The sequence below is a fragment of the Hymenobacter sp. BT559 genome, assembly GCF_016427535.1.
Classification (GTDB): Bacteria; Bacteroidota; Bacteroidia; order Cytophagales; family Hymenobacteraceae; genus Hymenobacter.
On record NZ_JAELXV010000004.1, the window covers coordinates 333,684 to 358,474 of the forward strand.

Here is a 24,791-nt window from a genome sequence, read left to right on the forward strand (position 1 = left end):
GTCAAGCAGCTTCTGAGCTAGTTGCGCCGCCCTAGGTTTGATGTATTCTATGAAAGTCGCCCTATTCGTCCCGTGCTACGTTGACCAATTTTATCCTCAGGTCGGTATTGCTACCTACCAGCTGCTCGGGAAACTAGGCCTGCAGGCGGCCTTTCCAGCCGCCCAAACCTGCTGCGGCCAGCCCCTAGCCAACAGCGGCTGCGAGCGCGAGGCGCTGCCCATCTACCGGCACTTTGTGGACACGTTTCACACCTACGACTACACCGTGGTGCCCTCGGGCAGCTGCGTGTACCACGTGCAGAAGCACTTCGACAAGCTAGAGCAAACGCCCGCCGTGCAGCACGTGCGCGCCACAACCATCGACCTGATTGATTTCATTACTAACATCTTAGAAATTAAAGAGCTCCCTGGCACCTACCCCCACAAAGTGGGCTTGCATCTGAGCTGCCACGGCCAGCGCGGCCTGCACCAAGCCAACGAGTCAGAGATGACGCCCGTGCGCGATGGTCAACTGCGCCGCCTGCTGGCCGGCCTCGATGGCATCGAGCTCACCGAGCTCGACCGCAACGACGAGTGCTGCGGCTTTGGGGGCACGTTTTGTGTGAGTGAAGCCGCTATTTCGGGCCGCATGGGCCACGACCGGGTGCAGGACCACCTGCGCAATGGCACCCAAGTGCTTACGGGCGGAGACATGTCGTGCCTGATGCACCTGCAAGGCATCGTGCGCCGCCAGAAATTGCCCATGCGCGTGCTGCACGCGGCCGAAATTCTTAACGGCCTGACCCCCTAGCCCATGTCTTACCTCACCCACGCCAGCCGCGCCGAGGCCTTTACCCTCGACCACGAGCGCACCAGCTGGCACGACGAAACACTGTGGTTTGTGCGCCAAAAGCGCGACAAAGCGGTGTACGCCGTACCCGAGTTTCAGGAGCTGCGCAACCTGGCTTCGGCCATAAAGGACCACACGCTGAGCCGGCTCGATGAGTACTTGGCGCAGTTTGAGGCCGCCGCGCAGGCCAATGGCGTGCGCGTGCACTGGGCCGCTAACGCGGCCGAGCACAACGCCATCGTGCTCGACATCATTCGGGCGCGCGGCGCTACTCGCGTGGTCAAGAGCAAGTCGATGCTGACTGAGGAATGCCACCTCAACCCCTATCTGATTAAGGAGGGCATCGAGGTGATTGACACCGACCTAGGCGAACGCATCATCCAGATGCGCGACGAGCCGCCGAGCCATATCGTGCTGCCGGCCATCCATTTGAAGAAGGAGGACGTGGGCGCCACGTTTTTCAAGCACCTAGGTACCGCCGAGGGCCTCACCGACCCGCAGCAGCTCACGGAGGCCGCCCGGCAGCACCTGCGCGCCAAGTTCCTGGCCGGCGAGGTGGCGCTGACGGGCGTCAACTTCGCCATCGCCGAAACGGGTTCGGTAGTGGTGTGCACCAATGAAGGCAACGCCGACCTAGGGGCGAGTTTGGCGCCAGTGCACGTGGCCAGCATGGGCATTGAGAAGCTAGTTCCGCGCCTGAGCGACCTAGGCGTTTTCACGCGACTGCTGGCGCGCAGCGCTACGGGCCAGCCCGTCACGACCTATACTTCGCACTATACAAAGCCGGTGGAGGGCCGCGAGATGCATATTATCATCGTGGATAATGGGCGCACGCAACAGCTCGGGCGGCCCGATTTTCGGGCTTCGCTCAAGTGCATTCGGTGCGGGGCGTGCATGAATACCTGCCCGGTGTACCGGCGCAGCGGTGGCCACAGCTACGACTTCACGGTGCCGGGCCCAATTGGCTCCATCCTCTCGCCCAACATCGACCTCAAAAAGCACAGCACCCTGCCCTTCGCCAGCACGCTTTGCGGCTCGTGCACCGACGTGTGCCCCGTCAAAATCGACATCCACGTGCAGCTCTATAAGTGGCGGCAAATTGTGTCGGAAGCCAACCACCTGCCCACAGCCAAGAAACTGGGCCTGAAGTTTATGGGTCGGCTACTCGCCAGCCCTACCGCTTTCAAAGTCAGCGGTATGCTGGGCAGAAAAGGTCTGCGCCTCCTCCCCTACGGCCTCACCCACAACAAAACCGTCAACGCCTGGGCCATTGCCCGCGAACTGCCCGAGCCGCCCAAGCAGAGCTTCCGCGAGTGGTACGCCCAGCAAGCCCAACCCGCCACATGAGCACCGCCCGCGACCGCATCTTGGCCGCCGCCCGCGCCAACAAACCCGCCGAAACGCCCCTGCCCACCGTACCCGACTTTTGGGGCGATAATTCGCTGGAGCGCTTCAGCACCGTGCTTGCCAGCATTGGCGGCGAAGTAGCACAGCTGGCTTCACTGAGTGACCTAGAAACTACTGTGCATAAGCTCTGGCCCGAGGCGAAGCTCATCGCCTCGTCGCTCTTCACACCGACCCTGCGCATCGACCAGCACACGCCCACCGACGTGCTGGCCGACGTAGACCTAGCCGTGCTGCCCGTCGAATTAGGTGTAGCTGAAAACGGCGCCGTGTGGCTGCCCGAAGCGAATATGCTGCACCGTGCCCTGCCCACCGTGACGCAGCACCTAGCCCTGGTGCTCGATGAGCGCTGCCTCGTAGCCACTATGCACCAAGCCTACGCCCGGCTGCCCGATGGTCCCGGCGGCTATGGCATGTTCGTCGCCGGCCCTTCTAAAACGGCTGACATTGAGCAGTCGCTAGTGATTGGGGCGCACGGCGCGCGGAGCTTAGTCGTGCTGGTTTATTAAGACCTAGGTATTCCAACTATCAGTACTTGAAAGCCTAAAACCGGCTGTCATGCTGAGTTTGCCAAAGAATCTCTATCACTTCATTCAATGGTGCGGTAGAGATGCTTCGGCAAACTCAGTATGACAGCCGGTTTTTCTTGGAAGCTAAAAAGCCGGCCTAGGTCAGGTTATACTCAGGCTGCCACTTCTCGATGGTGTGGTTGTAGATGGCCTTATTGGCCAGGTGAACGGTGCACGCCGCCCGGGCGCCGGTAAAGACGTTGGAGTCGGGCAGCTTTTTCTCGTTTACGGCGCGGTAGAAATCGCTTAGCGCGTACCAGGAGCCATCTTTCAGAGGCTCGGCGCCAGTCGTAATCGGGATGCCACCATCCTTGTTCCACGTGATTTTGGTGGCGCCCGTTACACCGTCTACGGTGCCGTACTGCTTTAGCGTGTCCTTCTCGGGGTAGTACACGCCCTCATCGACGAGCAGCGAAATAGTGCCCTTGGTGCCCTTGAGCTTGAAGAGGTAGCCGTCGCGGGCATTGCCGCAGGTGGCACCGAAGTTGCCCACGATGCCTTCTTTGGCGTAGCGCGCCATCACCTGCACGTTGTCGTAGGTTTCGCGGCCGTCTTTGTAGTAGTCGATGCCACCCGTGCCAAACACCTCGTCGGCGTGGGTGTCGAAGGCCCAATTGATGAAGTCCATTTGGTGCGAGAGCAGTTCGGCCGCCAAGCCGCCCGAGTACTCGCGGTACATGCGCCAGTTGATTTTGCGCTCCAGGCTAGGCTCGGGCACGGGGCGGCGCCAGCTGCCATTGCGGTCCCAGCGGCAGTCTATCTGCGTCACCTTCCCTAGGTAGCCCTGCTTAATCATTTCTTTCACACGGTAGTACAGCGGCGAATAGCGGTACTGGTGGCCCACCTGCAAGGTTTGGTTGGGCCGCAGCTGCGCCAGCCGCACGAGTTCCAGGGCCTGCGGAATGTCGTAGGTCATGGTCTTTTCCAAATACACCTGCTTGCCGGCGGCCAACGCGTCTTTGGCTACCTGAAAATGCAGATTCAGCGGCACCGAGATAATAACAGCATCCACAGTGCGCGCATCGAGCAAGGCGTGGTAGTCGGTGTAGGTTTTGGCCTTGGCGCCCGACCCAATTTTCTGCGCCGCTGCTAGCCGGAAAGGCAGGTCGTCGCACAGTGCTACCACCTCAAACTTATCGGTCAGCTCCTGCAATATCTTGAGCAACCCCGTGCCGCGGTCGCCGCAGCCGATGATACCGATTCTGAGTTTGCTCGCCGCCACTGGCGCCACAAAAGCGGCCGCGAGCTCTTGGTGCAGCAGCAGCCCGCTGGTCAGCAAACTTGTTTTCTTGAGGAAATCTCGTCTTGGAAAGTCCATTACTCGGGAGATAGGAGGCGTTGAAACCCCGGCGTGGCCGTGTCGGCAACGGTCCCGTCGGGGCGCTGATAAATCAAGTAAGCTTGCAGGCTAGCGTGGCGCTGCAAAAAAGCTAGCGCGTTGGCTAAGCCCATGCCCATTAGGGCGTTGTCGTAGGCGTCGGCGGTAAGCGCATCGGGGGCCACAACCGTTACGCTAATCAATTCGTTCTGAAAGGGGTAACCAGTCTTAGGGTCGATGAGGTGGGCGCTTTTCACAGCGCCCCAGCGCTTAAATTTACGGTAATTGCCCGAGGTAGTCACGCCGCCCTTTTCCAGCTGAATGACTTGCTGCATACTCGTAGGCGGCAAGTCACTGGTATCGGGCCGCTCAATGCCAATGCGCATCAGCTCGCGGCTCGGAAACTTCCGCCCCCGCACCCGGATTTCGCCGCCCAGCTCCACTAGGTAGTTGCGAATGTGGTGGCTTTCGAGCAGGGCCGCCAGCACATCCACGGTGTAGCCCTGGGCAATGCCATTGAGGTCGAGATGCACGGCGGGCTGGTCCTTCACCAGCGAGTCGCCGCGCAGGTGCAGCTTCTCGGACCCTACCCCTTTCAAAATGGCCTGAATAGCGGCCGCCGATGGGGGCGCCTCCGTGTGCTGAGTGCCGAAGCCCCAGGCACGCACCAGGGGCTCGACCGTAGCATCAAACCGCCCATCGGTATCCTGGTACACCTGCAACGCCTTGCGCACTACCACCTTTAGGTGCCGGTCGGCCACGACGCCCCTAGCCGCTGCATTAAACTGGTTAATCAACGAGCCCGACTGGTAGAGCGATAGGGAAGCATCAATCTCCGCCAGCTTGCGGGACACATCCGCGCTCGTAACGGCACTATCGGCAGCGTAATAGGTTATGGCATACGTGGTACCCTGCGCATAGCCATTGAGTTGAAACGCCCGCAACGCAGCCTCCCTAGGGGGCAGCAGCCACAAGCCAAGCGCAAGAAAGAGGCTATGCAACACGACGAAGTTGAGAATGCTGAAATTTATTGGCCTGCTGAATACCTTAGTGGCGAGCTACCTAGCCCTGCAACGAGCTTATTTCAGTTCTATGATGCGTGGACAAGTTACGCTTCGTCGCCACAACGAAACTGCCCTAGGTATGCTCAAGCCGACTGTACCTGCCAGTACGGCGCAGGAGAGTTCGAGCCAACTTTTTCCTCAGAATTGTACCAACTCTTTTCTTCGATAGGAATTCGCCTGTTTTGAGCGCTAACTACTGTGGAGCTTACGACTTAGCAGCAGCTTAATTACCTAGTAAGTGCCACAAATTCTAGCATACATTGCCACGCAACACGCGCGCAACGGCCGCCACGAATCAACACTAACCTCTCTTCCATTTCCCACCTAATGACCATTCCTATTCTTTCTAGCAGCGCCCTGCTTCTTGTGGCAGCTTGCTTTTCGGAGGTTGCGGCCCAGCCCTCCGAGCCCGTGCGCGTGACCAAAGACGCCAAGGCCAAAAAGATTGACGTGTATGTGGGCAAGCAATTGTTCACCAGCTTTCTGTATCCCGACTCGCTGGAAAAGCCGGTGCTCTACCCCTTGCGCGCCGCCAACGGCACCGTCGTGACTCGCAGCTTCCCGCTCGACTCCCGGTCCGGCGACCCCACCGACCACCCGCACCACATCGGCGCCTGGTTCAACTTCGAGAACGTGAACGGGCTAGACTTTTGGAATAACTCATACGCCATTCCGAAAGAGAAAAAAGCCAACTACGGTTGGATTAAAACGGATAAGATTCTGAGCACCAGCAGCGGGCCCACCGGCACGCTCACCTACCACGCCAACTGGACCAACCAGCAAAATGAGGTGCTGCTGCAAGAAACCACCCGCTTCGAGTTTAGCGGCACCGGCCGGGCGCGCACCATCGACCGCGTCACGACCCTCAGAGCCGACCGCGACGTCACCTTCACCGATGCCAAAGACGGTCTGCTAGGTTTGCGCTTGGCTCACGAGCTGCAAATGCCGAGCGACCAGGACCAAAAGTTTACCGACAGCAAAGGCATCGTGACGACGGTAAAAGCCGGTACCGACCACCTAGCCAGCGGTACCTACCTCACCAGCGCCGGCAAGCGCGGCAACGACGCCTGGAGCACCCGCGGCGCCTGGTGCAAAGTCTACGGTAAAATGGGCGCCGACTCCGTCACGGTAGCTATCCTAGACTATCCCCAAAACCCGAACTATCCCACGTTCTGGCACGCGCGCGGCTATGGCTTGTTTGCCGCCAACCCCCTAGGTGAGAAGGTATTCACCAACGGCAAGTCGGCTAAAAACCTCCAGCTTAAGAAAGGCGAGTCGGTAACATTCCGCTACCGCATTCTGATTGACGAAGGAACCCAGACCCTCTCGACCCAGCAGCTAAACGAGGCCGCCGCCGCATTTGCCAAGAAGAGCCTAGCTACTGCTAAATAAAAAGCTAGGCTCACTCCGAAATTAAGCAGAGATATAAAGATGGGGCATGCAGCGCGCAGCGAAGCATGACCCGTCTTTTATAAAAAATTAGTTTAGGAACAAGTCTACTGACTGATGGCGCGGGCTCTGCCCCGTGCTGACTATAGGCAGGCCTCTGACCTGCTTGCGATGGCGTGCGCTCTTCCGCTGCCAGCCAAAGGCCGGCGAAGTAACCGACATGGGGCATACCCCGCGCCATCCACGCCCATTTTTTACATAGTGAAGACAAAAAAGAGGCCGCTCCCAGAGGAAGCGGCTTCTTCGCATTTATCCACTTTTCAAGAACCTAGGGCTCAAAATTTGATTTTTGAGCTATTCTGCACGGCGATGGGCTCTTCGTCCTGAGCCGTGATAGTTACGTTTTTAATTATCCAATCTTTGGCGTAGTTGAGGCCGCCGGCAGTGGCGGCGGTCATGGTCACGTTGTCGAGGGTCATGCCTTCGAGCAGCGAGTTGGGCTGGCCTTCGGCTGAGATGGCCGTCTTGGCGTTTTGCACCTTCACGTTGCTAATCACCACGTCGCGGAAGTGCGGCAGGCCCTTTTCGGGGTCCACTTTGGTCAACATGGCTTTCCAGTGGGCGGGCAGCGTGGCTTCGGTGTAGCCCTCGGGCAGGGTCGAGTAGCTGTAGGCGGGGTTCCAGTTCATGGTGAGCAAAATGGCAGTACCCACACCGTCCATCTCAATGTTATCGACCCGGATATCTTCGACCGTGCCGCCCCGGTTGAGGGCCGACTTGATGCGGATGCCCACCTTGGTACCCTTGGCCTTGAGGTTGCGGGCAATGACGTGGCGAATGCCGCCCGAGGTTTCAGAGCCGCAAGTGAAGAGTCCATCGCCGGCGCCGGCCACGCAGTTTTGAATGACGATGTACTCGGCGGGGCGGTTCACGCGCAGGCCGTCGGCATCGCGGCCCGCTTTCAGGCAAAAGTTGTCGTCGTTGCAGTCGATATCAGAATTCTGCACCAGCACATAGCTGCTCGAGTCGATGTCGATACCGTCGGTGCTGGGGCCGTGGCCGCCTAGGTTGTTGCGCACGGTGATGCCGTCCACGGTCACGTTCTTGGAGTACAGCACGTGTACCGTCCAGAAGCCCGAGCGCTGGAGCGTCACGCCTTTGATGGTAATGTTGCTCGAATTGGCCATTACTAATAGGCGCGGGCGCTTGGCGTCGTAGTCTACTATCCAGCGCAGGCCCTTCTTATCGTAGTCTTTGCGCATGGCCCAGTAGCCATCCCAGAAGGGTTTGCCCTGGCCATCCACAGTGCCTTCGCCCGTGATAGCGACGTTGTCCTGGTCGAGAATATTGATAAGGGCGGCGGGCCACACCATCTCGATGCCGGCCACGCGGGTCATGCGCTCGGGATAGTCCTTGAGGTCCTGGCTACCAAGCAGCGTTACGCCTTTATCTAGGTGCAGCTCCACGCCTTTTTTCAGGAATAGCGAGCCCGTGAGGTACTGGCCGGGGGCCAGCGTGACTACGCCGCCCTTTTTGGCCGCGGCGTCGATGACTTTCTGCAGCGCTTGCGTGTTCAGGGTTTTGCCATCGCCTACGGCGCCGTACTTGGTGGCGGCAAAAGTGGCTTTGGCGGTCGGCATCGTCTTGGCCCCTACCTGCTTGACCCAGGCGGGGTCGGCATTGGCGGCCGGGGCAGCGGGGTGCACAAAGGCACTCAGCACTAACAGCAATAGGGGGAGAACGCGGGTGGGAAAGAGTTTCATCAGAGCAGATATTCGCCCCGCTAATTAGCGGGCCGGTAGTAGTTTCAAAGGTGCGGCCAGCGCGGCAAGCTACCTACCCGCACTCACCTGCCGACGCGCATAATGTCCCGATTACTCCTGGTGAAATACCCGCGCCAGGGTCGTCACCACCGGTGAGTTGTCAGGGTTAGTTTCCATCAGGTCAGCCATGTAGGCCCACCAGCGCTGCATCAGGGGCAAGCCCGGTAGCGCGTCGGCGGTGTGGCCCGGCAGGCGCTTTTGCACCCCAAAGAGTCGCCCGCTGGCCGCGTCCAGAAAGATGGAGTAGTCGCGGATGCCGGCCTCGTGCAGAGCGGCCGTTAGCTCGGGCCAGATTTCGTCGTGGCGGCGCTGGTATTCGGCCGCTACGCCCGGCTTGAGCTGCATGGTAAAGGCTATTTCTTCCATTGCTTATAAATCCTTATGAGTATCCAATTATCTACTTCTCCTCTTCATCTGTCATGCTGAGCTTGCGAAGCATCTTCTCACGTCAAAGCAACCTAGCGTGAGAAGATGCTTCGCAAGCTCAGCATGACTAGATGAACGAGTGAATACAGGAACCAGAAGCCGCTTTACAACGAAGGCCCACCTGCCGCTACCGGCGTCAGGGTCACCGGGCCTAGCAGGCCCGACTCAATGGGCGACCATGGCGCGGCCGTGAAAAGGCCATCGGCACCGCGGTTTTCCTTAAGCTTGGCGGCCATGTTCACGTTGTAGAATTTCTTCCACTCCTGGCCGGTGCGGTCCATGTCAGCAATGCGATTGGCCATGCCATTGCTGACACTCACAGCTAGCGTATTGGTGGCTTTGAGCTGGCTTTTAGGTACGTACAGCTGATAAGCCGGCCCAATCAGGGTACCTAGGTCCTGCCCATTGAGCTGCACGCGGGCGCTCTGCCCCACGCGGCCTAGGTCGAGCAAATAGCCTTCGGCAGTGCCCTGTGGCAAGGCGAAAGTGGTGCTGTACTGGGCCGTGCCGGCAAATTTCTGCCCGGCCTCGCCGGCCAGCTTCGTCCACGAATCGAGCTGCGTGGCGCGCAAGGGCGCGGGCAGCGCAGGCCCGCCCGATACAAAGTGCACTTCCCAGGGACCAGCTACTGGCTGGGGCGCGCTGCTGGGACGGTAATACGCATAGGCTAGGCCAGTGGCCCCCGCCGCCGCTTTGGTGTCGAGGAGGCAGGAGCCGCCGGGCGGTAACTGTACGTATACTTCGGGCCTGCCCTGAGCCGACTGCCGCAGCGAGGCCACGCCCAGCTGGCCGGTCAGGGGGTCGTAGAGATTGGCTGCTTTGGCGGGCGTGGCCAAAGGTACCCAAGCGTTCAGCGGCTTATCGCCCCAGTTAGCCAAGAAGTAGGTGTGGCCGCCCGCAGTGCGGCGGCGCTCTACCTGCAAGCCGCTGTCTACGAGCGTTTCGCGCTGCACGCCGGCTTGGGCCAGCAGCTGCGGCACATTGGCACCTAGGAGGAAGGCGCCTTTGCCCACCGTGGCGAGCTGCCCGCCACTGGCGGGCTTAAACTGCAATTGGGTCGTCAGCTTTTTAAAGGCGGCCTGGCGCTGCGCGAGATTACCTAGGCCGGGCACGTCGGTGGGAAGTTGGTCTTGCACCACCACGGTAGCACCCGCCTGCGCCAGCGTCACGAGGTGCTGCCAAGTGGCCAGCGGCATGGTGCGCGCCGCCGGCACCAAGATGGTGCGGTACTGCGTGCCGCCGCTGGTGCGCAGTACGGTGCCATTGGCCTGCACCTGCTGTAGTTGCTTATCCGATATAAAATCGTAGCCGAAGCCCTGCTTGAGCAACAGCTCGCTGGTGGCGTCGATGGGCAAGCCCTTGAAGCCGTGCTCGATGCCATCAAAATGCTGGAGCAACACCTTGCCCGGCCGCTGGTAGGCGTCGTACTGAGGCAGGTAGAGCAGCACATCGTTGGCAGGCTGGCCGGCTTGTAAAAAGCTCTGGCAACGCGCGGCGTAGCGGTTCAATTGGCCGAAATCCTGCCAGAAGGGATTTTGCGGCGTGAACTCGACGGCGGCGTAAAACAGCCAGCCGGGCCAGGCCGCCGCCTGCGGCGAATACGCCGTGCCGTGATAAAACACGTGGTTGACACCCCCGAGCAGCATGCGGTCTACGGCCTTTTTCACGTCGCTCAGCTTCGAGAGAAAATGGTCGTTTTCCCAAGTAGCCGTTTCGGCCGAGGTCAGCGGCTTGCCCGTGACGTGGGCGGCCGACGAGGCAAACTTGATGCGCGTCAGGTTCTCGCCCTCGGTCTCAGGGATGTCGGTGGCGGCGTAGAGGTCCAGGATATTAGCCGGCGAGCCGTGGGCCTGGTTGCGGATTTTGGCGCCGTAGCCGTGGGCCCAGGTGGCCCAGGTTTGGGTGTAGTTTTCGAGCAGCAGCTCCGAGATGGTTTCGCGGTAGTCGGTGAGCACGCGAGCGTTCTCGTCGGCGCTGGCTTTGGCAAACAAGGCTGGCAGATGCTGGCGCAGGTCGTAGCCCCGCCGCCGCTGAAACTCGCTGAACATGAGCGGCGTCCAGTTGGCTTCACCCTGCGCGTCGTCAACCTCGTACGAGTCGTTGAAAAAGGCTCGCACGCCCTTGACGTCACGGCCCTTAAACGCCTGGTCGAAGCGCTGCAAGTAGTGCTGGGTAGCCGTTTTGGAGAAGTGGTCTACCACGTCGCCTTCGCCGCCGGGACCGGCCCGCTCCACCTGCTTGCCGTGCCAGCCCTGGAAGATGGCGTACAGCGTCCAGGTGCCGGCCGGGGCCGTCCAACTGAGCTTGCCAGTAGCATCGACCTTACTGGTGAGGTCGATGGCCGCCCCTTTTTCGGGATAAGCCATAAGTGCTTGCAGTGGCAGCGGCTTCTCGAAACGTACCTGCTCTAGGGCTAGTGCTTGCAAGTTGGCATTGGTGGCCACGGGGTCCTTGAGCTGCTTGATATCAACTTTGTGGCCGATTGCGGTGGCAATCGGCTTCTGCATAAAGCTGATTTTCTCGGCCAACTGCTCGCCCCCTTTCACCGAATAGGTTTGGTAAGCTACGTACTTACAAGCGTCGGCGGGCGTCACCCACGGGCCACCGAAGGGCCAGCCCGAGGCTTGCGCTACGTCGACCCCTAGGTTCAGCTTTTTGCCTTCGGTGAGGGTATGACCCAACATATCCAGCCATTTCGGCGAAATGAAGTCAATGAATTGACTCTCGGCGCCTTTCACGCCGTAGATGGCCGTTATTTCGACGCCACCCAGGCCAGCTTGCTCGTACTGCGTCAGCAGGTGCGTGAGGTCGGGCGCATTCACGGCGCTGCCCTCCCACCACCAGCGCGTCCAGGGGCGGTTTTGCTGCGTGATGGCGGGCCAAGTGGGCGCCTGCGCCCGGGCGGGCAATTGCGGCAAGGCCGCACCTAAGGCTAAGGCAAGAGCGAGCGATTTTTTCATAGAATATTACTCTGTCATGCAGCGCACAGCGTAGCATCTCGCGTGTTGACGTTCAATAACGTGAGAGATTACTGCGCCACGCGAGATGCTTCGCTGCGCGCTGCATGACCAACGTTTTGCTTTCTCTACCTTATTTCAACTTATACACCTCACTACCAGCCAGCAGGAAGCACCCTAGCCCATAGTCTTCGAAGTCGGGCTTGCTGGTGTAGCTCACTGGCTGGCCGTCTTTTGGCTCTTTGCCGGTGCCTTGCACGTAGCCTAGGGCACCGTCGGGGTGCACGCACTCGGTGGCCATGGCGTTCCAGGCTTTGGCGATGAGGGGTTGATACGTGGCCTTATCCAGCAAGCCTTGGCGCACGCCCCAGGCCATGCCGTAAGTAAATAAGGCCGTGCCCGACAGCTCCTTACCGCCAAAGTTCGTGGGGTCGTGCAGGCTCACGTTCCAGTAGCCATCGGGGCGCTGGAGGCGGGGCAGTGCCCGCATCATTTGCAGGTAAGTTTGCTCATACTCGGCGCGGTGGGGGGCATCTTTGGGCATAATGTCGAGCACGCGCACCAGCGCGGCTACCACCCAGCCGTTGCCGCGGCTCCAGTAGCAGTCCTGGCCGTTGGGCTCCTGGTAGGGCGGCACAAAGTCTTTGTCGCGCCACCACAGGCTGTCCTGCGCATTATACAGGCCGTGGCCGCCCTGCTGCAGCTTAGTGTGGCTATAAAGGCGGTACATCTTGCCATAATAGGCAGTGTCCTTGGTCATTACGCCGAGCTTGGCAAATACGGGCATGGCCATTTGCAAGGCGTCTATCCACCACCAGTCGTCTACCTTGTCGCTATGCACCATGTTGTCGACGGCAGCTTTCAGCTCCTTGATGCGCTCGGGCTGGGGGGCGATTTGGTAGAGGTCGAGGTAGGTTTGGCCGGCGCATTGGTTGTCGGCGTTGCGGTCGGTGGGGCCGTTGCGCAGGCCCCACTGGTGCTTTTGGCCCCAGTCCACGGCGTAGTTGTAGTACTGCTTTTTTTTATCGAGCCCGTACAGCGCCATCAGGCCCTCATAATACACGCCGCGCGTCCAGATATGGCTGGGCCGCAGCTTGTTGGTCATGATGTCCTTGCCAGGGTCGGGCCACTGCTTCATGAAGTAGGCATTGGCCAGCGTCATCTTCTTTAAGACCTCCTTCTTCTTAGGCAACTGCTGCGCGGTAGCACTGCCAGCCAGCAGCAAACCAAGACCTAGGAGCCCGCAGCTTATCTTCTTAACGTCAAGCATAAATCTCATTTTTTACGAAGCGGCCTTGGCGATTTCCACCGCGTACACCTGCTCCTTACCTTCAAAATTGGCTCTAAAAATCACCCACTTGCCATCGGGCGAGAAATGAACATTGGGCTCCAGTTTGTAGCCGTGGTGGGCCATGCTCACGAGCTTTTCGGCCTGAAACTGGTCGCCCGCGGGCCGGAATAGATATATCCACTGGCCATCGGGCGCCTTGGCTACCTGGCCGGGGTCGCCGCCGTCGCCCGCAAAGAGCGTTTGGTCGGGCGAGATGTTATAGTGTATCGACCACTCGTTGCGCTGTAATTGGTAGCGCTGCTCGGGGCCGCCCGCTACGGGCGCGCCAGCTAGGTAAAAGGTCACGCTACGCGGCTGCTGCAAGTCAAACCAGATGGTTTTGCCGTCAGGACTAAAAAACTCGTGGCCCGCAATTTCACCGTCTACCGTGCGCTGGTGCATCAGTTTGGTAGCGTGCGTTTTGATGCTGATATGCCAGATGCGGTCCACCTTGCCCCAGGGCCCCTCGTGACAGTACATGAGCAGGTCGGGGTCGGTGGGCGAAAACTGCACGTGGCCCAGCCAAGTATTCTCCTGGTAAATCTCCTCGCGCTTACCAGTCTTGGTGTTGATAGTGAACAGAATATGCTGCACATTAGCATCGTAGATGCGGTTGAAGAAGTCGCTCTTGGCCGGGTACTGCTTGAAGATTTCGCGCGCCTCGGCGCCACCTAGGGAGCCTGCTAGCAGGGTTTTATCAGCATTCAGCGTCGAGATGCTGCCCGGAAAATCGCTCGGAAAGGCGTAGACTTTGCGCTCCTTGCGCGTGTCGGCGTTGACCGCATATACCTGGTTTTCTACCTGATAGTACACGTCGTGGCTCTTGCGGGCTACTATCTCGCCGCTGATGCGCTTGTAGTAGCCAGTGAGCGGGCGCACTTTATGGGTTTGCAGGTTGAGCAGGCGCAGTTGCTGGCCCTGCGCATCGGTATGGTAAAACACCATCTCATCCTGACCGGCCGCCGTTTTCAGGAACGGGTTATTATGGAAGTAGAACCCGGCGTTGGTGCCATCCAGCGGCGTGAGGCGCTGCACTTTATGGCCAGTGGCCTGGTCTACCCACTCAGCAGCGGGCATAGGCTGCTGGCCGCCGGTTTCGAGGTGAGCCTGGGCACAGGCACCTAGGGTGGGCAGCACTACCGCCGCGCCGAGCAGCGCCGCAGTTAGGTGGTTTTTCATAACAAGAACAGGTTGGGTGGGAGAGAAAGGCACGGGTGCGGCGCGAGGCAACGTTGCGGAGGCTAACTATCGGGCACGTAGCGCGCTATATCGCGCAGCGCCACCACGCGGTAGTGGTGGTCGTACAGGTACTGCAGGTATTCCTCAAATAAGGCGGGTGGGGTCGTTACCCAGTCGTGGGCCAAGTCGGGCACCCCATGAATCGTCAGCACTACTAGGCGCTCGTCTTTGGCCAACGCCAGGGCATCTAGAATTTGCTGGCGATTGGTAGCCAGCGTGGTATAGCTCGGAATGAGCAGCGGGTTGTCGTGGGCGGGGTCGTAGGGGCGGTCGCCGCCAGTGCGGGCCAGGCGGTAGCCTTGGTGGCGCAGCACAGGCAAGGCGCTGGGCGCGGTGTCGTAGCCCGGATAAGCAAAGGTGCGCGGGCGCGGCAGGTGCTGGGCCCGGCAGCGGCTTTCCAGCGAATCTAATTCCGCCGTCAGCTCACGCTCAGTCATTTTGTTTACGTGCCGGTGCGTGAGTGTGTGGCTCCCTACCTCGAACTCCTGGCGACCTAGGTCCCGAATTTGCGCCCAACTCATGTATTTGGTTTTGTCGCTGAAAGGCGGCTCCCGAAACTCGCACACGAAGAACGTGGCTCCAAAGCCGTATTTCTTCAGCAGCGGCGCCACATAGGTGGCGTGGGTAAGGGCCGCATCGTCGAAGGTGAGCACCACCAAGCGGTCGGGCACGGGCCTAGGGCGCGCGCCTACCCGCTCGGCGCCGGCGAGCAAGCTCAGCAATAGCAGCAGGTGGGTGGGGAGGTTCATAGCGCGGCCCTTCTGCCTGGCTTGGCAGAAGGGCCGCAAGAAGGGGTGCCCACTTAGGCAAACTGTCCTGTACTCTTCGGTGTGGGACTAGCCGCGCCGCTACCTTAGGCGAGTACTAGTCTTCTACTTTAGAAGAGCTAAGGTTACTTACTCTAGGCTGCGACTGATACCCATTTCTAGCCCACGTAGCTCGGCCAGCCCGCGCAGGCGGCCTATGGCCGAGTAGCCAGGATTGGTTTTCTTGTGCAGGTCGTCGAGCATCTGGTGGCCGTGGTCGGGGCGCATGGGCAGGCGCACCTGGCGCTGGCGCATCACATGCACCAGCTCGCGCATCACGCCGCACATATCCACGTCGCCCTCTAGATGGTTGGCTTCGTAGAAGTTACCAGCCGCATCGCGCTGAGTGCTGCGCAAATGAATGAAGTGAATGCGGTCGGCAAACTGGCGCACCATGGCCGGCAGGTCGTTGTCTTCGCGCACGCCAAACGAGCCCGTGCAAAAGCACAGCCCGTTGCGCAGCGACGGCACTGCCTCGGCCAAGGCGGCCACGTCGGCGGCCGTGCTCACTACCCGCGGCAACCCTAGGATGGGGTACGGCGGGTCGTCGGGGTGAATGGCTAGATTCACGCCCACTTCCTCGGCCACCGGTACTATTTCCTGTAAAAACAGGATGAGGTGCTGGCGCAGCTTGTCGGCATCGATGCCCGCGTACGCATCCAGCGCCTGCTGAAACTGCTGTATCGTGAAGCTCTCCTCGCTGCCCGGCAGCCCGGCAATAATGTTGCGCTGAAGCAGCTGCCGCTCCTCTACACTCATGTGCTGGAAGCGCTGGCGAGCCGCCGCCAGCTCGTCGGCCGAGTAGTCGCCTTCTGCCCCTTGGCGGCGCAGCAGCAAGGTGTCAAAAGCTATAAAAGCGGCTTTTTCAAAGCGCAATGCCTTAGAGCCATCTTCTACTTCATACGCTAGGTCAGTGCGCGTCCAGTCGAGCACGGGCATGAAGTTGTAGGTGACCGTGTAGATGCCGCAGGCCGCCAGGTTGCGAATAGACTGTTGGTAGTTAGCAATATGCGTCTGAAAATCACCGGTGCGCGTCTTGATGTTTTCGTGCACGGGCACACTCTCGACCACGCTCCACGTCAGCCCAGCCTGGGCAATCAGCGCTTGGCGCGCTTGGATTTCGGCCACCGGCCACACTTTGCCATTAGGAATGTGGTGCAGCGCCGATACGATGTCAGTCGCACCAGCTTGGCGAATATCGGCGAGGCTTACGGGGTCGTTGGGGCCAAACCAGCGCCAACTTTGGAGAAGAGACATTAGGTCAATTAGTAATTATCAATGAGCAATTAACGGTTTTCTGCTCGCCATGCCGCGCCTGGGGCAAACGAGCATGCTGCGCAATGCCGTAAAAGTAGAAGCGGCGGGCTAGTGGCTTTCATGGCTCTCGGCCATTGGCATGGCCCATTTGCCCTACCTAAGGCTCGGTAACATTCGCCGGGTCAGCTGTTATGGCAGCATACCCCCACCGTTCTCCTTCTTTTATGAAAAAAATTCTGCTCTTCGTGGTGGCCGTTTTTAGCAGCGGCGCGGCCGTGGCCCAGGGCCCCAGCGCGGCCACCGCACTCAGCTGCTGCGCCCGCCCGGCCACAGCCAGCGCCACCGAGGCCTTCGCCATGCTGGCCAATGACCAAGACTTTATCGGCGGCCACGACGCGCCCCTGCCCTACTCGTATGCGGGTGAGGGCCAGATGGTGGAGTTTAAAACCACCGATGGCCAGATGGGCCACGCCTTCGAAATCAAAAGCGCCAAGCCCAGCAACAAATACCTGTTTGTGTACCAGGAATGGTGGGGCCTCAACGACTATATTAAGAAGGAAGCCGCTCGCTTTGCCGAAGAAATGCCCGGCGTGAATGTGCTGGCCGTAGACCTCTACGATGGCCAGGTAGCCACCACCCCCGAAGAAGCCGGCAAGCTGATGCAAAGCATCAAAACCGACCGGGCCGTGGCCATCATTAAGGGCGCACAGCTCTACGCGGGCCCTAGGGCACAGTTTGCCTCGGTGGGCTGGTGCTTTGGCGGCGGCTGGAGCCTGCAAAGTGCCCTGCTCGGCGGCAAGCAAACAGTAGGCTGCGTCATGTACTATGGCATGCCCGAGAAAGACGTGGCCAAGCTCAAAACCCTTCACTCCGACGTCCTAGGGCTGTTTGCCGAGCAAGACAAGGGCATCAGCCCGGCCGTTGTGGCGCAGTTTGAGAAGGATATGGCAGCCGCCGGCAAAAAAGTGACCGTGAAGGAATACCCCGCCGTGCACGCCTTCGCCAATCCCTCTAATCCCAAGTACGACGCGGCCCTGGCCGCCGACGCCCACCAACGAGCACTCGCCTACCTCAAGGCCCGCCTCAAAGCCTAGTAGCGTACGGGCCTTAAGTTCAAAAAGCCCGCCTCCTGGACCTAGGAGGCGGGCTTTTTTTGGAGTAAGAATACAGCAAATAGCTAGGCCTTGAGCAGCTGTCAGTGCGAGCGCAACGAAGCAATCGCATCAGGATGAGTTCACCTAGGTGCCATTCAAGTGCGATTGCTTCGCTGCGCTCGCAATGACAATTACTTAAAGCTTAGCTCGCCTGCCGCAGCTCAGCAGCGCGCTGGGCAAAGCTGCTGGCCCGGCTACCCACGGCCGCGGCCGCCAGCGGCGAAGCATGCGGCCCGGACGCCAGACGCTGGGTTTGCGCCAGCTCGGCCACCAGCTGCTGAACTTCGGCCAGCAGCTGCGCCCAGTCGCGCGCCACAAAGTAGGGCTGTGTCCCGGCTTCGGGCAGCAGCCCAGCCGCGGGGGCACCTAGGAGCCGCAGCTGCCGAGCGGCCCCCGCCAAGGGCTGCAAGCTCTCGGCCGGTGCGGCGGCGGCGGCGTGCAGGTGCCGGGCTGAGGTCAGCAGCGTGAAGCCGTACAGCTGGGGCTTTTCGCCAGCGGGCGCCAGCAGGCCCAACTCGAAGGTGGCCCGCGTGAAGCGCCGCAGCAAGGCCGTGGCGGCGGGCGTGGTAGCCAGCGCCCATGCCTGACCTAGGGCCTGCAGCGCCTGGGCATAGCCGGGCTCCAGCAGCAAGGGCAGCCGGCCCATCACTTCCGAAAATAAATCGACGCCGTGCGCGGGCTGGTCAAACTCGGCAAACGTGCGCAGGCGCGTCACGAGCGGCAGCTCGCGCCGGGCCAGGGCGGCGTAGTACGCAGCCTCGGGCAGGGGGCCGCCCACAGGGCGCAGCGTCCAGCCGGTGCGCTGGTGCACCACTTGGCTTAGCCGGCCCACCTGGGGCACTTCCTCGCGGCGCAGCCCTAGGGTTGCCACCCCGGCCGCAAACGCCGGGCACGCCCGACGGTGCAGCAGCGCGTGCTGGCGGTCGAAAAGCATCTTCCAGACCATGCCCGAGGCGGGCGTGGCAGGGTGGTGAGGGCGGGCGAGCAGGTGCAAAGTCATGATGCGTCGCGGGGGTGAAAAGGGTAAAAAAAAAGCCCGATTCCTAGAGAAGGAATCGGGCTAAAGCTTAGGTTAAGGCTAGAAGGGAAAGCATTCTTTATTTCCCTGGTGGCCGGCTATGCCGCACGATTCCGAGGCCCAAATTGGGTCGCTTAATCATTAGGCAATAAATGGTCGAGAAGCCGGTCATGTCGGGGGCAAATATACGGGACTTACCAAATTGTGCAACTGGTTGAGCCTATTTTCAAGAAAAAATTATCAATTATCCTATTTTATCATCAACCATTGATAGGCCGGCCCAAACTCGCGCCGCCAAAACCACTCGGCGTGCTGACCATCGGCGGGGGTTTGGAAGGCAATATGAGTTGAACTGACGCCGCGCGCCAGCAAGGCGTCGCGCACTTCGGCCATGTGTGGCACCATGGTAGGTCCCTCGGCCGGGCCCGCCACAAAATAAAACCGGCTTTTGCTGGGTACCGGTCGCCGCCGCACAAAGGCCAGCACCGAGTCTTTGGCAAACCAAAAAGCGGGCGAAAACACCCCCACCCGGCCAAACACCGCCGGGTACTTCACGCCCGCATACAGTGAAATAAGCCCGCCCATGCTGGAGCCCATAATGGCGGTGTGGGCTGCCTCGGGGCGGGTGCGGTAGTGCTGGTCGATGTAGGGCTTGAGGGTGCGCACCAGAAACTCGACGTACTGGCTGCCTTCGCCACCCTTTTTGAGGCGCTCATTCACCCAGGGCGAGTACTCGTCGAGGCGGCGCTCGCCGCCGTTGTCGATGGCTACTACCACGCAGCCAGCGGGGTCTTGGCCGCTATCAGCTAGCTTATTCAGGGTTTCATCGACGGCCCACTCGCCGGCGTAGGCGGTGGCTTCGTCAAACACATTCTGGCCATCGTGCAGGTACAACACCGGGTAGCGGCGCTGGGAGGTGGCATAGCCCGGCGGCAGGTAGAGCCAGATGCGCCGCCGACGCCCGCCTAGCTGCGGCAGCCGAAACGAATCGGCCAGTATGCGCACATTGGGCGCGGCGGTATGGAGCTTGGGGGGCACGGCAACGGAGCCACCGGGGCGCTGGTCTTGCCAGGCGGCTACCCGCAAGGTAAGCGTGCGGGGCCCGGGTCCAAAGTCGGCCCGGCGGTTGGGCCGGGGCTGAAAGCTGCTGTCGGCCTCGCCAGTTTGCCACGAGCCGCGCGTCAGCTTGAACTCCTGGGGCCCGCGCACGGTGGCGGGCAAGGTGAGCTGGTACGAGCCATCGGGCTGGAGCCGCAGGGCAAAATCGGGCGCGGCGGGGTTCCACTCATTGAAGGAGCCCGCCACGTACACGCGCTGGCCCGCGGCCAGGGCCGAGCCAGGCAGCAGCCGCAGCGTAGTCTGGGCGCGGGCCTGCGCGCTACCTAGGCTGGCCACTAAGCTCGCTGCCAATATGCGGCAGTAGCTAAGCTGGCGCATATTGGCAGCGCACTAGATTTTTTAGGAGCACCAGCTGCCCTAGGTGGTAGTGCAGATGCTCGACGGCGCCTTGCAGGTTCTTATAAGCAGAAGCGTAACCTGGCAAAATAGTATTGGGCAGCTTGGTTTCGTCGAAGCTGCGAATCGCCGCCGCTAGCTCTTGGGCCGATTGGTGGCTATCGGCCAGCAAGGCCTGCCAATCGGCCGCCTTTTCAATCGCTGGGGCATCAAAGCCGTTAGCTGGGCCTACGTCAGTAGCCACCCCTTGGGCGCGGCGCGCCATTACGCGATTCCAAAACGTGAGGTGGTGCAGGAGAGTCGCAATGGTATTGGGCGAGGCGGGCGTCTGAGTCGTGGCCTCGCGCCATGTCACATCGCGCAGCGTCGGTAAGATGGCCACTTCCGTCCAGTTGTTGCCCTCGTACACTTCGAGCACGTGCTGCGCAATCGCTTCGGTGAGTTGCATAACTAGGGCGATTAGACTAGCGAATAACCTCCCCAGCGCCGGCGCCACGCTCCGACACGTCAATCTTGCGCAGCGTGTACGCCGCCCGCACCGAGTCGACGCCCGGCAATCCATTGACCTCAAAGTTGATACGTGAGCCGCGCTTTTGCGGACCGCTTACGAAGTGGCGATATTCTTCGGCCGACTCGCGCACCACGTACAGTTCGCCAGGGCTGGGCACCTTGAGGCGGGCGTAGGTACTGCGGCCGTCGGGGGCGGGGTAGCGCTTTTCACTACTGGCCAGCAGGCTCACGCCCGTGAGGCGAAACCGCTCATCGTTGGGCGCCTGGCCAGGCGGCGTGTAATTACCTAGGCCGTCCACAAATACTTCGCGGCGGGCTACTAGGTCTTCGAGCGGCGTGGTTTTCAGCAACGGCAGGTTTTTTTCTTCCATCAGCAACTGTTGCACCGCCGTGCCGGGGTCGGCCTGTTGGTAAAAAACCAGGACGGGGTCTTTTATTTTTATCTTACTGATGACGAGCGGCGGCTTGGCCTCTTCTTCGACCACGCGCCGGGCCGCCTCCACGGGTGGCGGTGGTGGCGGCGGCGCCTTTACCCCAGGCTTGCCTTTTACCGGCGCCTTGCCGGGCACGGGCTTTCGGGCTTGGGCAGTTGCCGAGCCGGCAGTGGCACCTAGCAAGGCCAAGGCGACAAGAAAAGAAGAAAGCGTACACTTCATAGCAGCGCCGAATCGGTCAAAAGTACAAAATTGGCTTGAGTTTGCGCAACGAACTGGCTCTTTGCCACCATCCAAAGTCAAAGCTACTGCCAGAATGGGATGCGGTCCATCACCCACCCGGTTTCCGACGGCGGCAGCGGCTGGCAGCCCTTGCCCACAGTAGCTACGAAGCTTTCGACAGCGGCGTTTTTTAGTAAGGCCCACCCCTAGCAAGCCAAGTGCCAGCGCCCATATAACGCCCAGCTCATGCAGCGTGCTCAGCCCTTAGCCACGGCTCAGCGCTACCCCTAGAGCGGCCAAAATCAGGTTTCAAAACGTTCTATCCCAAGTATGAATATTTCTGCTACTTACCCACTAATGCACGATTTCGGGAGCGGCGCACGTAATTTTGCGAAATCGATTTCGTAAGCTTCTGCGCGCGCCCTCGGGCCCACCAGTGCGGGAGGCTGAGAAAGCAGTTCTAGCGAGGAAAAGGCCTTTTTTCAAAACCTTCTCCCCGCTATTGCCTGTTTACCGCTCCCCTTTCCTTACGGATTGTTTTTTCCACTTTTTTCCCCACCCGATTTGTTGTTTATGAAGCAACCCTACCTGGCGAAACTCCGGTTTCTGCTATTCTTATTACTCAGCTTAGCTGGCCCCCTAGGGGCGGCTTGGGCGCAGGCCACCACTGGCACGGTAACCGGCCGCGTGACGGACACCAAAAACGAAGGCATCCCGGGCGTAACAGTCGTAATTGAAGGCACGCAACTCGGCAGCAGCACCGATGTGGATGGCAACTACACGATTTCCAACGTACCGGCCGGTGGCCGGGTGCTCATCATCTCGTTTGTAGGCTACACCACCGTGCGCCAGCCAATTGCTGTGGGCGAAGGCAAAACCCTAACGGTGCCCGCCCAGGCACTCAGCGAAAGCGCTACCCAGCTCGGCGAGGCCGTGGTAGTAGGCTACGGCACCCAGCGCCGCCAGGACCTGACCGGCGCCGTGGAGCAGATTTCGTCGAAGTCGTTCGTGAAGGGCCAGGTAACCAACCCCGAGCAGCTCGTACAGGGCAAAGTGGCTGGCGTACAGATTACGGACGCAGGCGGTGCCCCTGGTGCTTCTACCCAAATTTTGATTCGCGGCGGTTCGTCGCTGTCGGCTTCCAACGCGCCGCTCATCATTATCGATGGCGTACCGGTTGACAACACGGGCCTTGCGGGCGCCACCAACCCGCTGAGCCTCATCAACCCCAATGACATTGAGAACATTACGGTACTGAAAGATGCTTCTTCGACGGCTATTTACGGGGTGCGCGCCTCCAACGGCGTCATTCTAGTAACCACCAAGCGTGGCGTAGTAGGCGACGAAGTCCACGTAACGGCATCGACCCAGCAGTCGGTAGCTACCGTAGCTAAATATTCTAATGTGCTATCGGCCGACGAGTTCCGCTCGCTGGTAAATACCTACGGCACCACCGGCCAGCGCGCCATCCTAGGCAACGCCAACACCGACTGGCAACGTCAGATTTACCGCCCCGCCTACACGGCCGACAACAACGTGAGTGTGAGCGGTGCCGCCGGCAACCTCCCCTACCGGGCCTCGGTGGGCTACCTCTCGCAGCAGGGCCTGCTGAAGCGCAACGACCTGACCCGCTACACCGGCTCGCTGAGCTTGACGCCCGTGCTCTTCAAAGGCAGCCTGCGGGTAGCCCTGAACCTGAAAGGCTCGTGGATAGACAACAACTTCTCGAACCAGGGTGCTGTGGGAGCCGCCACCTCGTTTGACCCCACCCAGCCCGTGCGCTCAGATGGCTCGCAGTACTCGGTATTTGGCGGCTACTACGAATCGCTGAACCCCGATGGCACCCTCAATACGCTGGGCATCCGCAACCCGGTGGCGCTGTATGACCTACGCCGCGACCGCAGCACCGTGAAGCGCAGCATCGGCAACCTGACGCTCGATTACAAGATTCCATTCGTACCGGGCCTGAGTGCTAACCTCAACGTGGGCTATGACGTGCAGCGCGGCCGCGGCACCACCTTCGTGCCTGCCAACGCCGCTGACAGCTACGTGCGCAACGGTGTGAACAACTTTTACTCACAGGACCTCAACAACTACCTGCTCGAAGCCTACGGTAAGTACGAGCGCACCTTAGGCCCCGGCCGCCTCGAATTTTTGGCTGGTTACTCGTACCAGAAGTTTGAGAACCGCTCATACGTGTTCGACGACCGCCGGGCCGATGGCAGCATTTACGCCCCCGTAGCCCTGAGCTACAGCGGCCAGAGCACGTACCTGAACACCAACGTCCTCATTGGCTTCTACTCGCGCCTCAACTACAATATCGCTGATAAGTATCTGTTCACCGGCACGTTCCGCGCTGATGGCACTTCGCGCTTTGCCCCCGGCCGTCAGTTTGGCTACTTCCCCTCGGGTGCCTTTGCCTGGCGCTTGAAAGGCGAGGAATTCCTGAAAAACTCGGCGGCTATCTCCGACCTGAAGCTGCGTTTGGGCTATGGCCAGACCGGCCAGCAGGACTTACCCGGTAGCTACTATCCCTTCCTTGCCAACTTGTCGCTCAGCAACCAGAGCGCACAATATCAGCTAGGCAACACCTTCTACCGCACCCTACGCGCCGACCAGTATAACCCCAACATTACTTGGGAAACCACGACGACCTACAACGTAGGCCTGGACTACGGCTTCTTCGGCGGCCGCTTGTATGGTTCGGTTGATGTGTATAAGCGCGACACTAAGGACCTACTCAACTTTGTGCAGATAGCGGCCCTGCAAGGCCTATCGAACTTCGGCAACTTCAACGTGGGCTCGCTCACCAACAAAGGGGTAGAGCTTATCGCGAACCTGGACGTGGTGAAATCCGAGGAGCTAAACATTACCGTAAATGCGAACGCTACCTACAACCAGAACCGCATCACTCGCCTCACCAACTCCGACTCGCCCAATGATGTAGGTCAGCTGACCGGCGGCATCTCGGGTGGTACTGGCAACACGATTCAGGTAAACTCGGTGGGCTACCCCACCCAAGCGTTCTATGTCTACCAGCAGGCATATGACACCAATGGCAAGCCGCTGGAAGGCGTGTACGTAGACCGCAACGGCGACGGCACCATCAACAGCTCTGACCGCTATCGCTACAAGACGGCCCGTCCCAACTGGATTCTGGGTGGTGGCGCCAATGCTACCTACAAAGGCTTTAACCTGGCCTTTACGCTACGCGCCAACCTAGGCAACTACGCGTACAACAACGTACGGGCCAGCTCTTTCTACGACGCCAGCACCAACAACTTCTTGGTTAACCGCAACCGCGAAGTACTGAGCTCGGGCTTTACCTCGGCTCAGTACTTCTCCGACTACTTCATGGAGAACGCCTCGTTCCTGCGCATGCAGAACGCCACCCTGGGCTACAACTTCGGCGAACTCGTGAAGAAAGGCACGAACTTAGGTTTGTCGTTTGCGGTTCAGAACGTATTCGTAATCACCAACTACAAGGGCATTGACCCGGAGGTTATCGGCGGTATCGACCAAACGATTTATCCACGTCCGCGCACGTTCACGGTTGGTCTTAACCTCGGCTTCTAATTTCCCACCCC

The 24,791-nt window shown here is 60.1% G+C and carries 19 protein-coding genes; 6 read left to right on the forward strand and 13 right to left on the reverse strand.

Features of this window, described 5'->3' with window-relative positions; genetic code table 11:
- The first annotated feature begins 49 nt into the window (after positions 1-49).
- From JAO77_RS15890 to JAO77_RS15900, 3 genes are read left to right on the forward strand one after another with little or no spacing between them, the layout of a single operon-like run.
- Positions 50-790 (forward strand): (Fe-S)-binding protein, encoded by a 741-nt coding sequence (locus tag JAO77_RS15890; RefSeq protein WP_198991354.1) that lies wholly within the window; start codon positions 50-52, stop codon positions 788-790.
- 3 nt (positions 791-793) lie between these two features.
- Positions 794-2,176 (forward strand): lactate utilization protein B, encoded by a 1,383-nt coding sequence (locus tag JAO77_RS15895; protein ID WP_198991355.1) that lies wholly within the window; start codon positions 794-796, stop codon positions 2,174-2,176.
- Positions 2,173-2,742 (forward strand): LutC/YkgG family protein, encoded by a 570-nt coding sequence (locus tag JAO77_RS15900; RefSeq protein ID WP_198991356.1) that lies wholly within the window; start codon positions 2,173-2,175, stop codon positions 2,740-2,742. The genes JAO77_RS15895 and JAO77_RS15900 overlap by 4 nt, the downstream gene beginning before the upstream one ends.
- Before the next feature lie 157 nt (positions 2,743-2,899).
- On the opposite strand, the gene JAO77_RS15905 is transcribed toward JAO77_RS15900, so the two are convergent.
- Both JAO77_RS15905 and JAO77_RS15910 read right to left on the reverse strand, forming a co-directional pair.
- A complete protein-coding gene (locus JAO77_RS15905) occupies positions 2,900-4,120 on the reverse strand; it encodes a Gfo/Idh/MocA family protein (protein ID WP_198991357.1) in 1,221 nt (406 codons plus the stop codon).
- Positions 4,120-5,094 (reverse strand): FAD:protein FMN transferase, encoded by a 975-nt coding sequence (locus JAO77_RS15910; protein WP_235998459.1) that lies wholly within the window; start codon positions 5,092-5,094, stop codon positions 4,120-4,122. The genes JAO77_RS15905 and JAO77_RS15910 overlap by 1 nt, the downstream gene beginning before the upstream one ends.
- A gap of 417 nt (positions 5,095-5,511) precedes the next feature.
- On the opposite strand from JAO77_RS15910, the gene JAO77_RS15915 reads away from it, so the two are divergent.
- On the forward strand, positions 5,512-6,576 hold the full coding sequence (locus tag JAO77_RS15915; RefSeq protein ID WP_198991358.1) for a DUF6807 domain-containing protein: 1,065 nt from the start codon (positions 5,512-5,514) through the stop codon (positions 6,574-6,576).
- A 332-nt stretch (positions 6,577-6,908) separates the two neighbouring features.
- Here the strand turns inward: JAO77_RS15915 and JAO77_RS15920 are convergent, their stop codons facing one another.
- The 7 genes from JAO77_RS15920 to uxuA all read right to left on the reverse strand — a co-directional run bounded on the left by JAO77_RS15920 (position 6,909) and on the right by uxuA (position 16,411).
- On the reverse strand, positions 6,909-8,336 hold the full coding sequence (locus tag JAO77_RS15920) for a glycoside hydrolase family 28 protein (protein ID WP_198991359.1): 1,428 nt from the start codon (positions 8,334-8,336) through the stop codon (positions 6,909-6,911).
- A gap of 111 nt (positions 8,337-8,447) precedes the next feature.
- Positions 8,448-8,762 carry an L-rhamnose mutarotase gene (rhaM, locus tag JAO77_RS15925; protein ID WP_198991360.1) on the reverse strand — a complete coding sequence of 105 codons (315 nt, stop codon included), beginning with the start codon at positions 8,760-8,762 and terminating at the stop codon, positions 8,448-8,450.
- Between the two features lie 164 nt (positions 8,763-8,926).
- A complete protein-coding gene (locus JAO77_RS15930) occupies positions 8,927-11,782 on the reverse strand; it encodes a glycosyl hydrolase (protein ID WP_198991361.1) in 2,856 nt (951 codons plus the stop codon).
- A 130-nt stretch (positions 11,783-11,912) separates the two neighbouring features.
- On the reverse strand, positions 11,913-13,049 hold the full coding sequence (locus JAO77_RS15935; protein ID WP_198991362.1) for a glycoside hydrolase family 88/105 protein: 1,137 nt from the start codon (positions 13,047-13,049) through the stop codon (positions 11,913-11,915).
- A 12-nt stretch (positions 13,050-13,061) separates the two neighbouring features.
- Positions 13,062-14,288 (reverse strand): oligogalacturonate lyase family protein, encoded by a 1,227-nt coding sequence (locus JAO77_RS15940; RefSeq protein ID WP_198991363.1) that lies wholly within the window; start codon positions 14,286-14,288, stop codon positions 13,062-13,064.
- Positions 14,289-14,350: 62 nt separating this feature from the next.
- Positions 14,351-15,097, reverse strand: coding sequence for a polysaccharide deacetylase family protein (locus JAO77_RS15945; RefSeq protein ID WP_198991364.1), 747 nt, complete (start codon positions 15,095-15,097; stop codon positions 14,351-14,353).
- 147 nt (positions 15,098-15,244) lie between these two features.
- On the reverse strand, positions 15,245-16,411 hold the full coding sequence (uxuA, locus tag JAO77_RS15950; RefSeq protein WP_198991365.1) for a mannonate dehydratase: 1,167 nt from the start codon (positions 16,409-16,411) through the stop codon (positions 15,245-15,247).
- 224 nt (positions 16,412-16,635) lie between these two features.
- Here uxuA and JAO77_RS15955 point away from each other — a divergent pair, with 224 nt between their 5' ends.
- A complete protein-coding gene (locus JAO77_RS15955) occupies positions 16,636-17,505 on the forward strand; it encodes a dienelactone hydrolase family protein (protein WP_198991366.1) in 870 nt (289 codons plus the stop codon).
- Positions 17,506-17,707: 202 nt separating this feature from the next.
- Here the strand turns inward: JAO77_RS15955 and JAO77_RS15960 are convergent, their stop codons facing one another.
- From JAO77_RS15960 to JAO77_RS15975, 4 genes are all read right to left on the reverse strand, one after another.
- Positions 17,708-18,565: a hypothetical protein gene (locus JAO77_RS15960; RefSeq protein WP_198991367.1), complete on the reverse strand. Its 858-nt coding sequence runs from the start codon at positions 18,563-18,565 to the stop codon at positions 17,708-17,710.
- 267 nt (positions 18,566-18,832) lie between these two features.
- Complete coding sequence (locus tag JAO77_RS15965) at positions 18,833-19,993, reverse strand: alpha/beta hydrolase-fold protein (RefSeq protein WP_198991368.1); 1,161 nt, start codon at positions 19,991-19,993, stop codon at positions 18,833-18,835.
- A 13-nt stretch (positions 19,994-20,006) separates the two neighbouring features.
- Positions 20,007-20,486: a DinB family protein gene (locus JAO77_RS15970; protein WP_198991369.1), complete on the reverse strand. Its 480-nt coding sequence runs from the start codon at positions 20,484-20,486 to the stop codon at positions 20,007-20,009.
- A gap of 16 nt (positions 20,487-20,502) precedes the next feature.
- The gene (locus JAO77_RS15975) at positions 20,503-21,204 is read right to left on the reverse strand and encodes a hypothetical protein (RefSeq protein WP_213019406.1); all 702 of its coding nucleotides are present in this window, start codon (positions 21,202-21,204) and stop codon (positions 20,503-20,505) included.
- A gap of 573 nt (positions 21,205-21,777) precedes the next feature.
- Between JAO77_RS15975 and JAO77_RS15980 the strand changes: the two genes are divergently transcribed.
- Positions 21,778-24,780, forward strand: a complete 3,003-nt coding sequence (locus JAO77_RS15980) for a SusC/RagA family TonB-linked outer membrane protein (RefSeq protein WP_198991371.1) — start codon at positions 21,778-21,780, stop codon at positions 24,778-24,780.
- Positions 24,781-24,791: the final 11 nt, after the last annotated feature.

What these genes read in the sequence shown, in the direction of transcription:
- JAO77_RS15955 (WP_198991366.1), top strand. Translation starts at nt 16,636, where the DNA reads ATGAAAAAAATTCTGCTCTTCGTGGTGGCCGTTTTTAGCAGCGGCGCG.
- JAO77_RS15895 (WP_198991355.1), top strand. Translation starts at nt 794, where the DNA reads ATGTCTTACCTCACCCACGCCAGCCGCGCCGAGGCCTTTACCCTCGAC.
- JAO77_RS15890 (WP_198991354.1), top strand. Translation starts at nt 50, where the DNA reads ATGAAAGTCGCCCTATTCGTCCCGTGCTACGTTGACCAATTTTATCCT.
- JAO77_RS15970 (WP_198991369.1), bottom strand. Translation starts at nt 20,486, where the DNA reads ATGCAACTCACCGAAGCGATTGCGCAGCACGTGCTCGAAGTGTACGAG.
- JAO77_RS15935 (WP_198991362.1), bottom strand. Translation starts at nt 13,049, where the DNA reads ATGCTTGACGTTAAGAAGATAAGCTGCGGGCTCCTAGGTCTTGGTTTG.
- JAO77_RS15900 (WP_198991356.1), top strand. Translation starts at nt 2,173, where the DNA reads ATGAGCACCGCCCGCGACCGCATCTTGGCCGCCGCCCGCGCCAACAAA.
- JAO77_RS15960 (WP_198991367.1), bottom strand. Translation starts at nt 18,565, where the DNA reads ATGACTTTGCACCTGCTCGCCCGCCCTCACCACCCTGCCACGCCCGCC.
- JAO77_RS15975 (WP_213019406.1), bottom strand. Translation starts at nt 21,204, where the DNA reads ATGAAGTGTACGCTTTCTTCTTTTCTTGTCGCCTTGGCCTTGCTAGGT.
- JAO77_RS15905 (WP_198991357.1), bottom strand. Translation starts at nt 4,120, where the DNA reads ATGGACTTTCCAAGACGAGATTTCCTCAAGAAAACAAGTTTGCTGACC.
- JAO77_RS15945 (WP_198991364.1), bottom strand. Translation starts at nt 15,097, where the DNA reads ATGAACCTCCCCACCCACCTGCTGCTATTGCTGAGCTTGCTCGCCGGC.
- JAO77_RS15930 (WP_198991361.1), bottom strand. Translation starts at nt 11,782, where the DNA reads ATGAAAAAATCGCTCGCTCTTGCCTTAGCCTTAGGTGCGGCCTTGCCG.
- JAO77_RS15940 (WP_198991363.1), bottom strand. Translation starts at nt 14,288, where the DNA reads ATGAAAAACCACCTAACTGCGGCGCTGCTCGGCGCGGCGGTAGTGCTG.
- JAO77_RS15915 (WP_198991358.1), top strand. Translation starts at nt 5,512, where the DNA reads ATGACCATTCCTATTCTTTCTAGCAGCGCCCTGCTTCTTGTGGCAGCT.
- uxuA (WP_198991365.1), bottom strand. Translation starts at nt 16,411, where the DNA reads ATGTCTCTTCTCCAAAGTTGGCGCTGGTTTGGCCCCAACGACCCCGTA.
- rhaM (WP_198991360.1), bottom strand. Translation starts at nt 8,762, where the DNA reads ATGGAAGAAATAGCCTTTACCATGCAGCTCAAGCCGGGCGTAGCGGCC.
- JAO77_RS15920 (WP_198991359.1), bottom strand. Translation starts at nt 8,336, where the DNA reads ATGAAACTCTTTCCCACCCGCGTTCTCCCCCTATTGCTGTTAGTGCTG.
- JAO77_RS15980 (WP_198991371.1), top strand. Translation starts at nt 21,778, where the DNA reads ATGAAGCAACCCTACCTGGCGAAACTCCGGTTTCTGCTATTCTTATTA.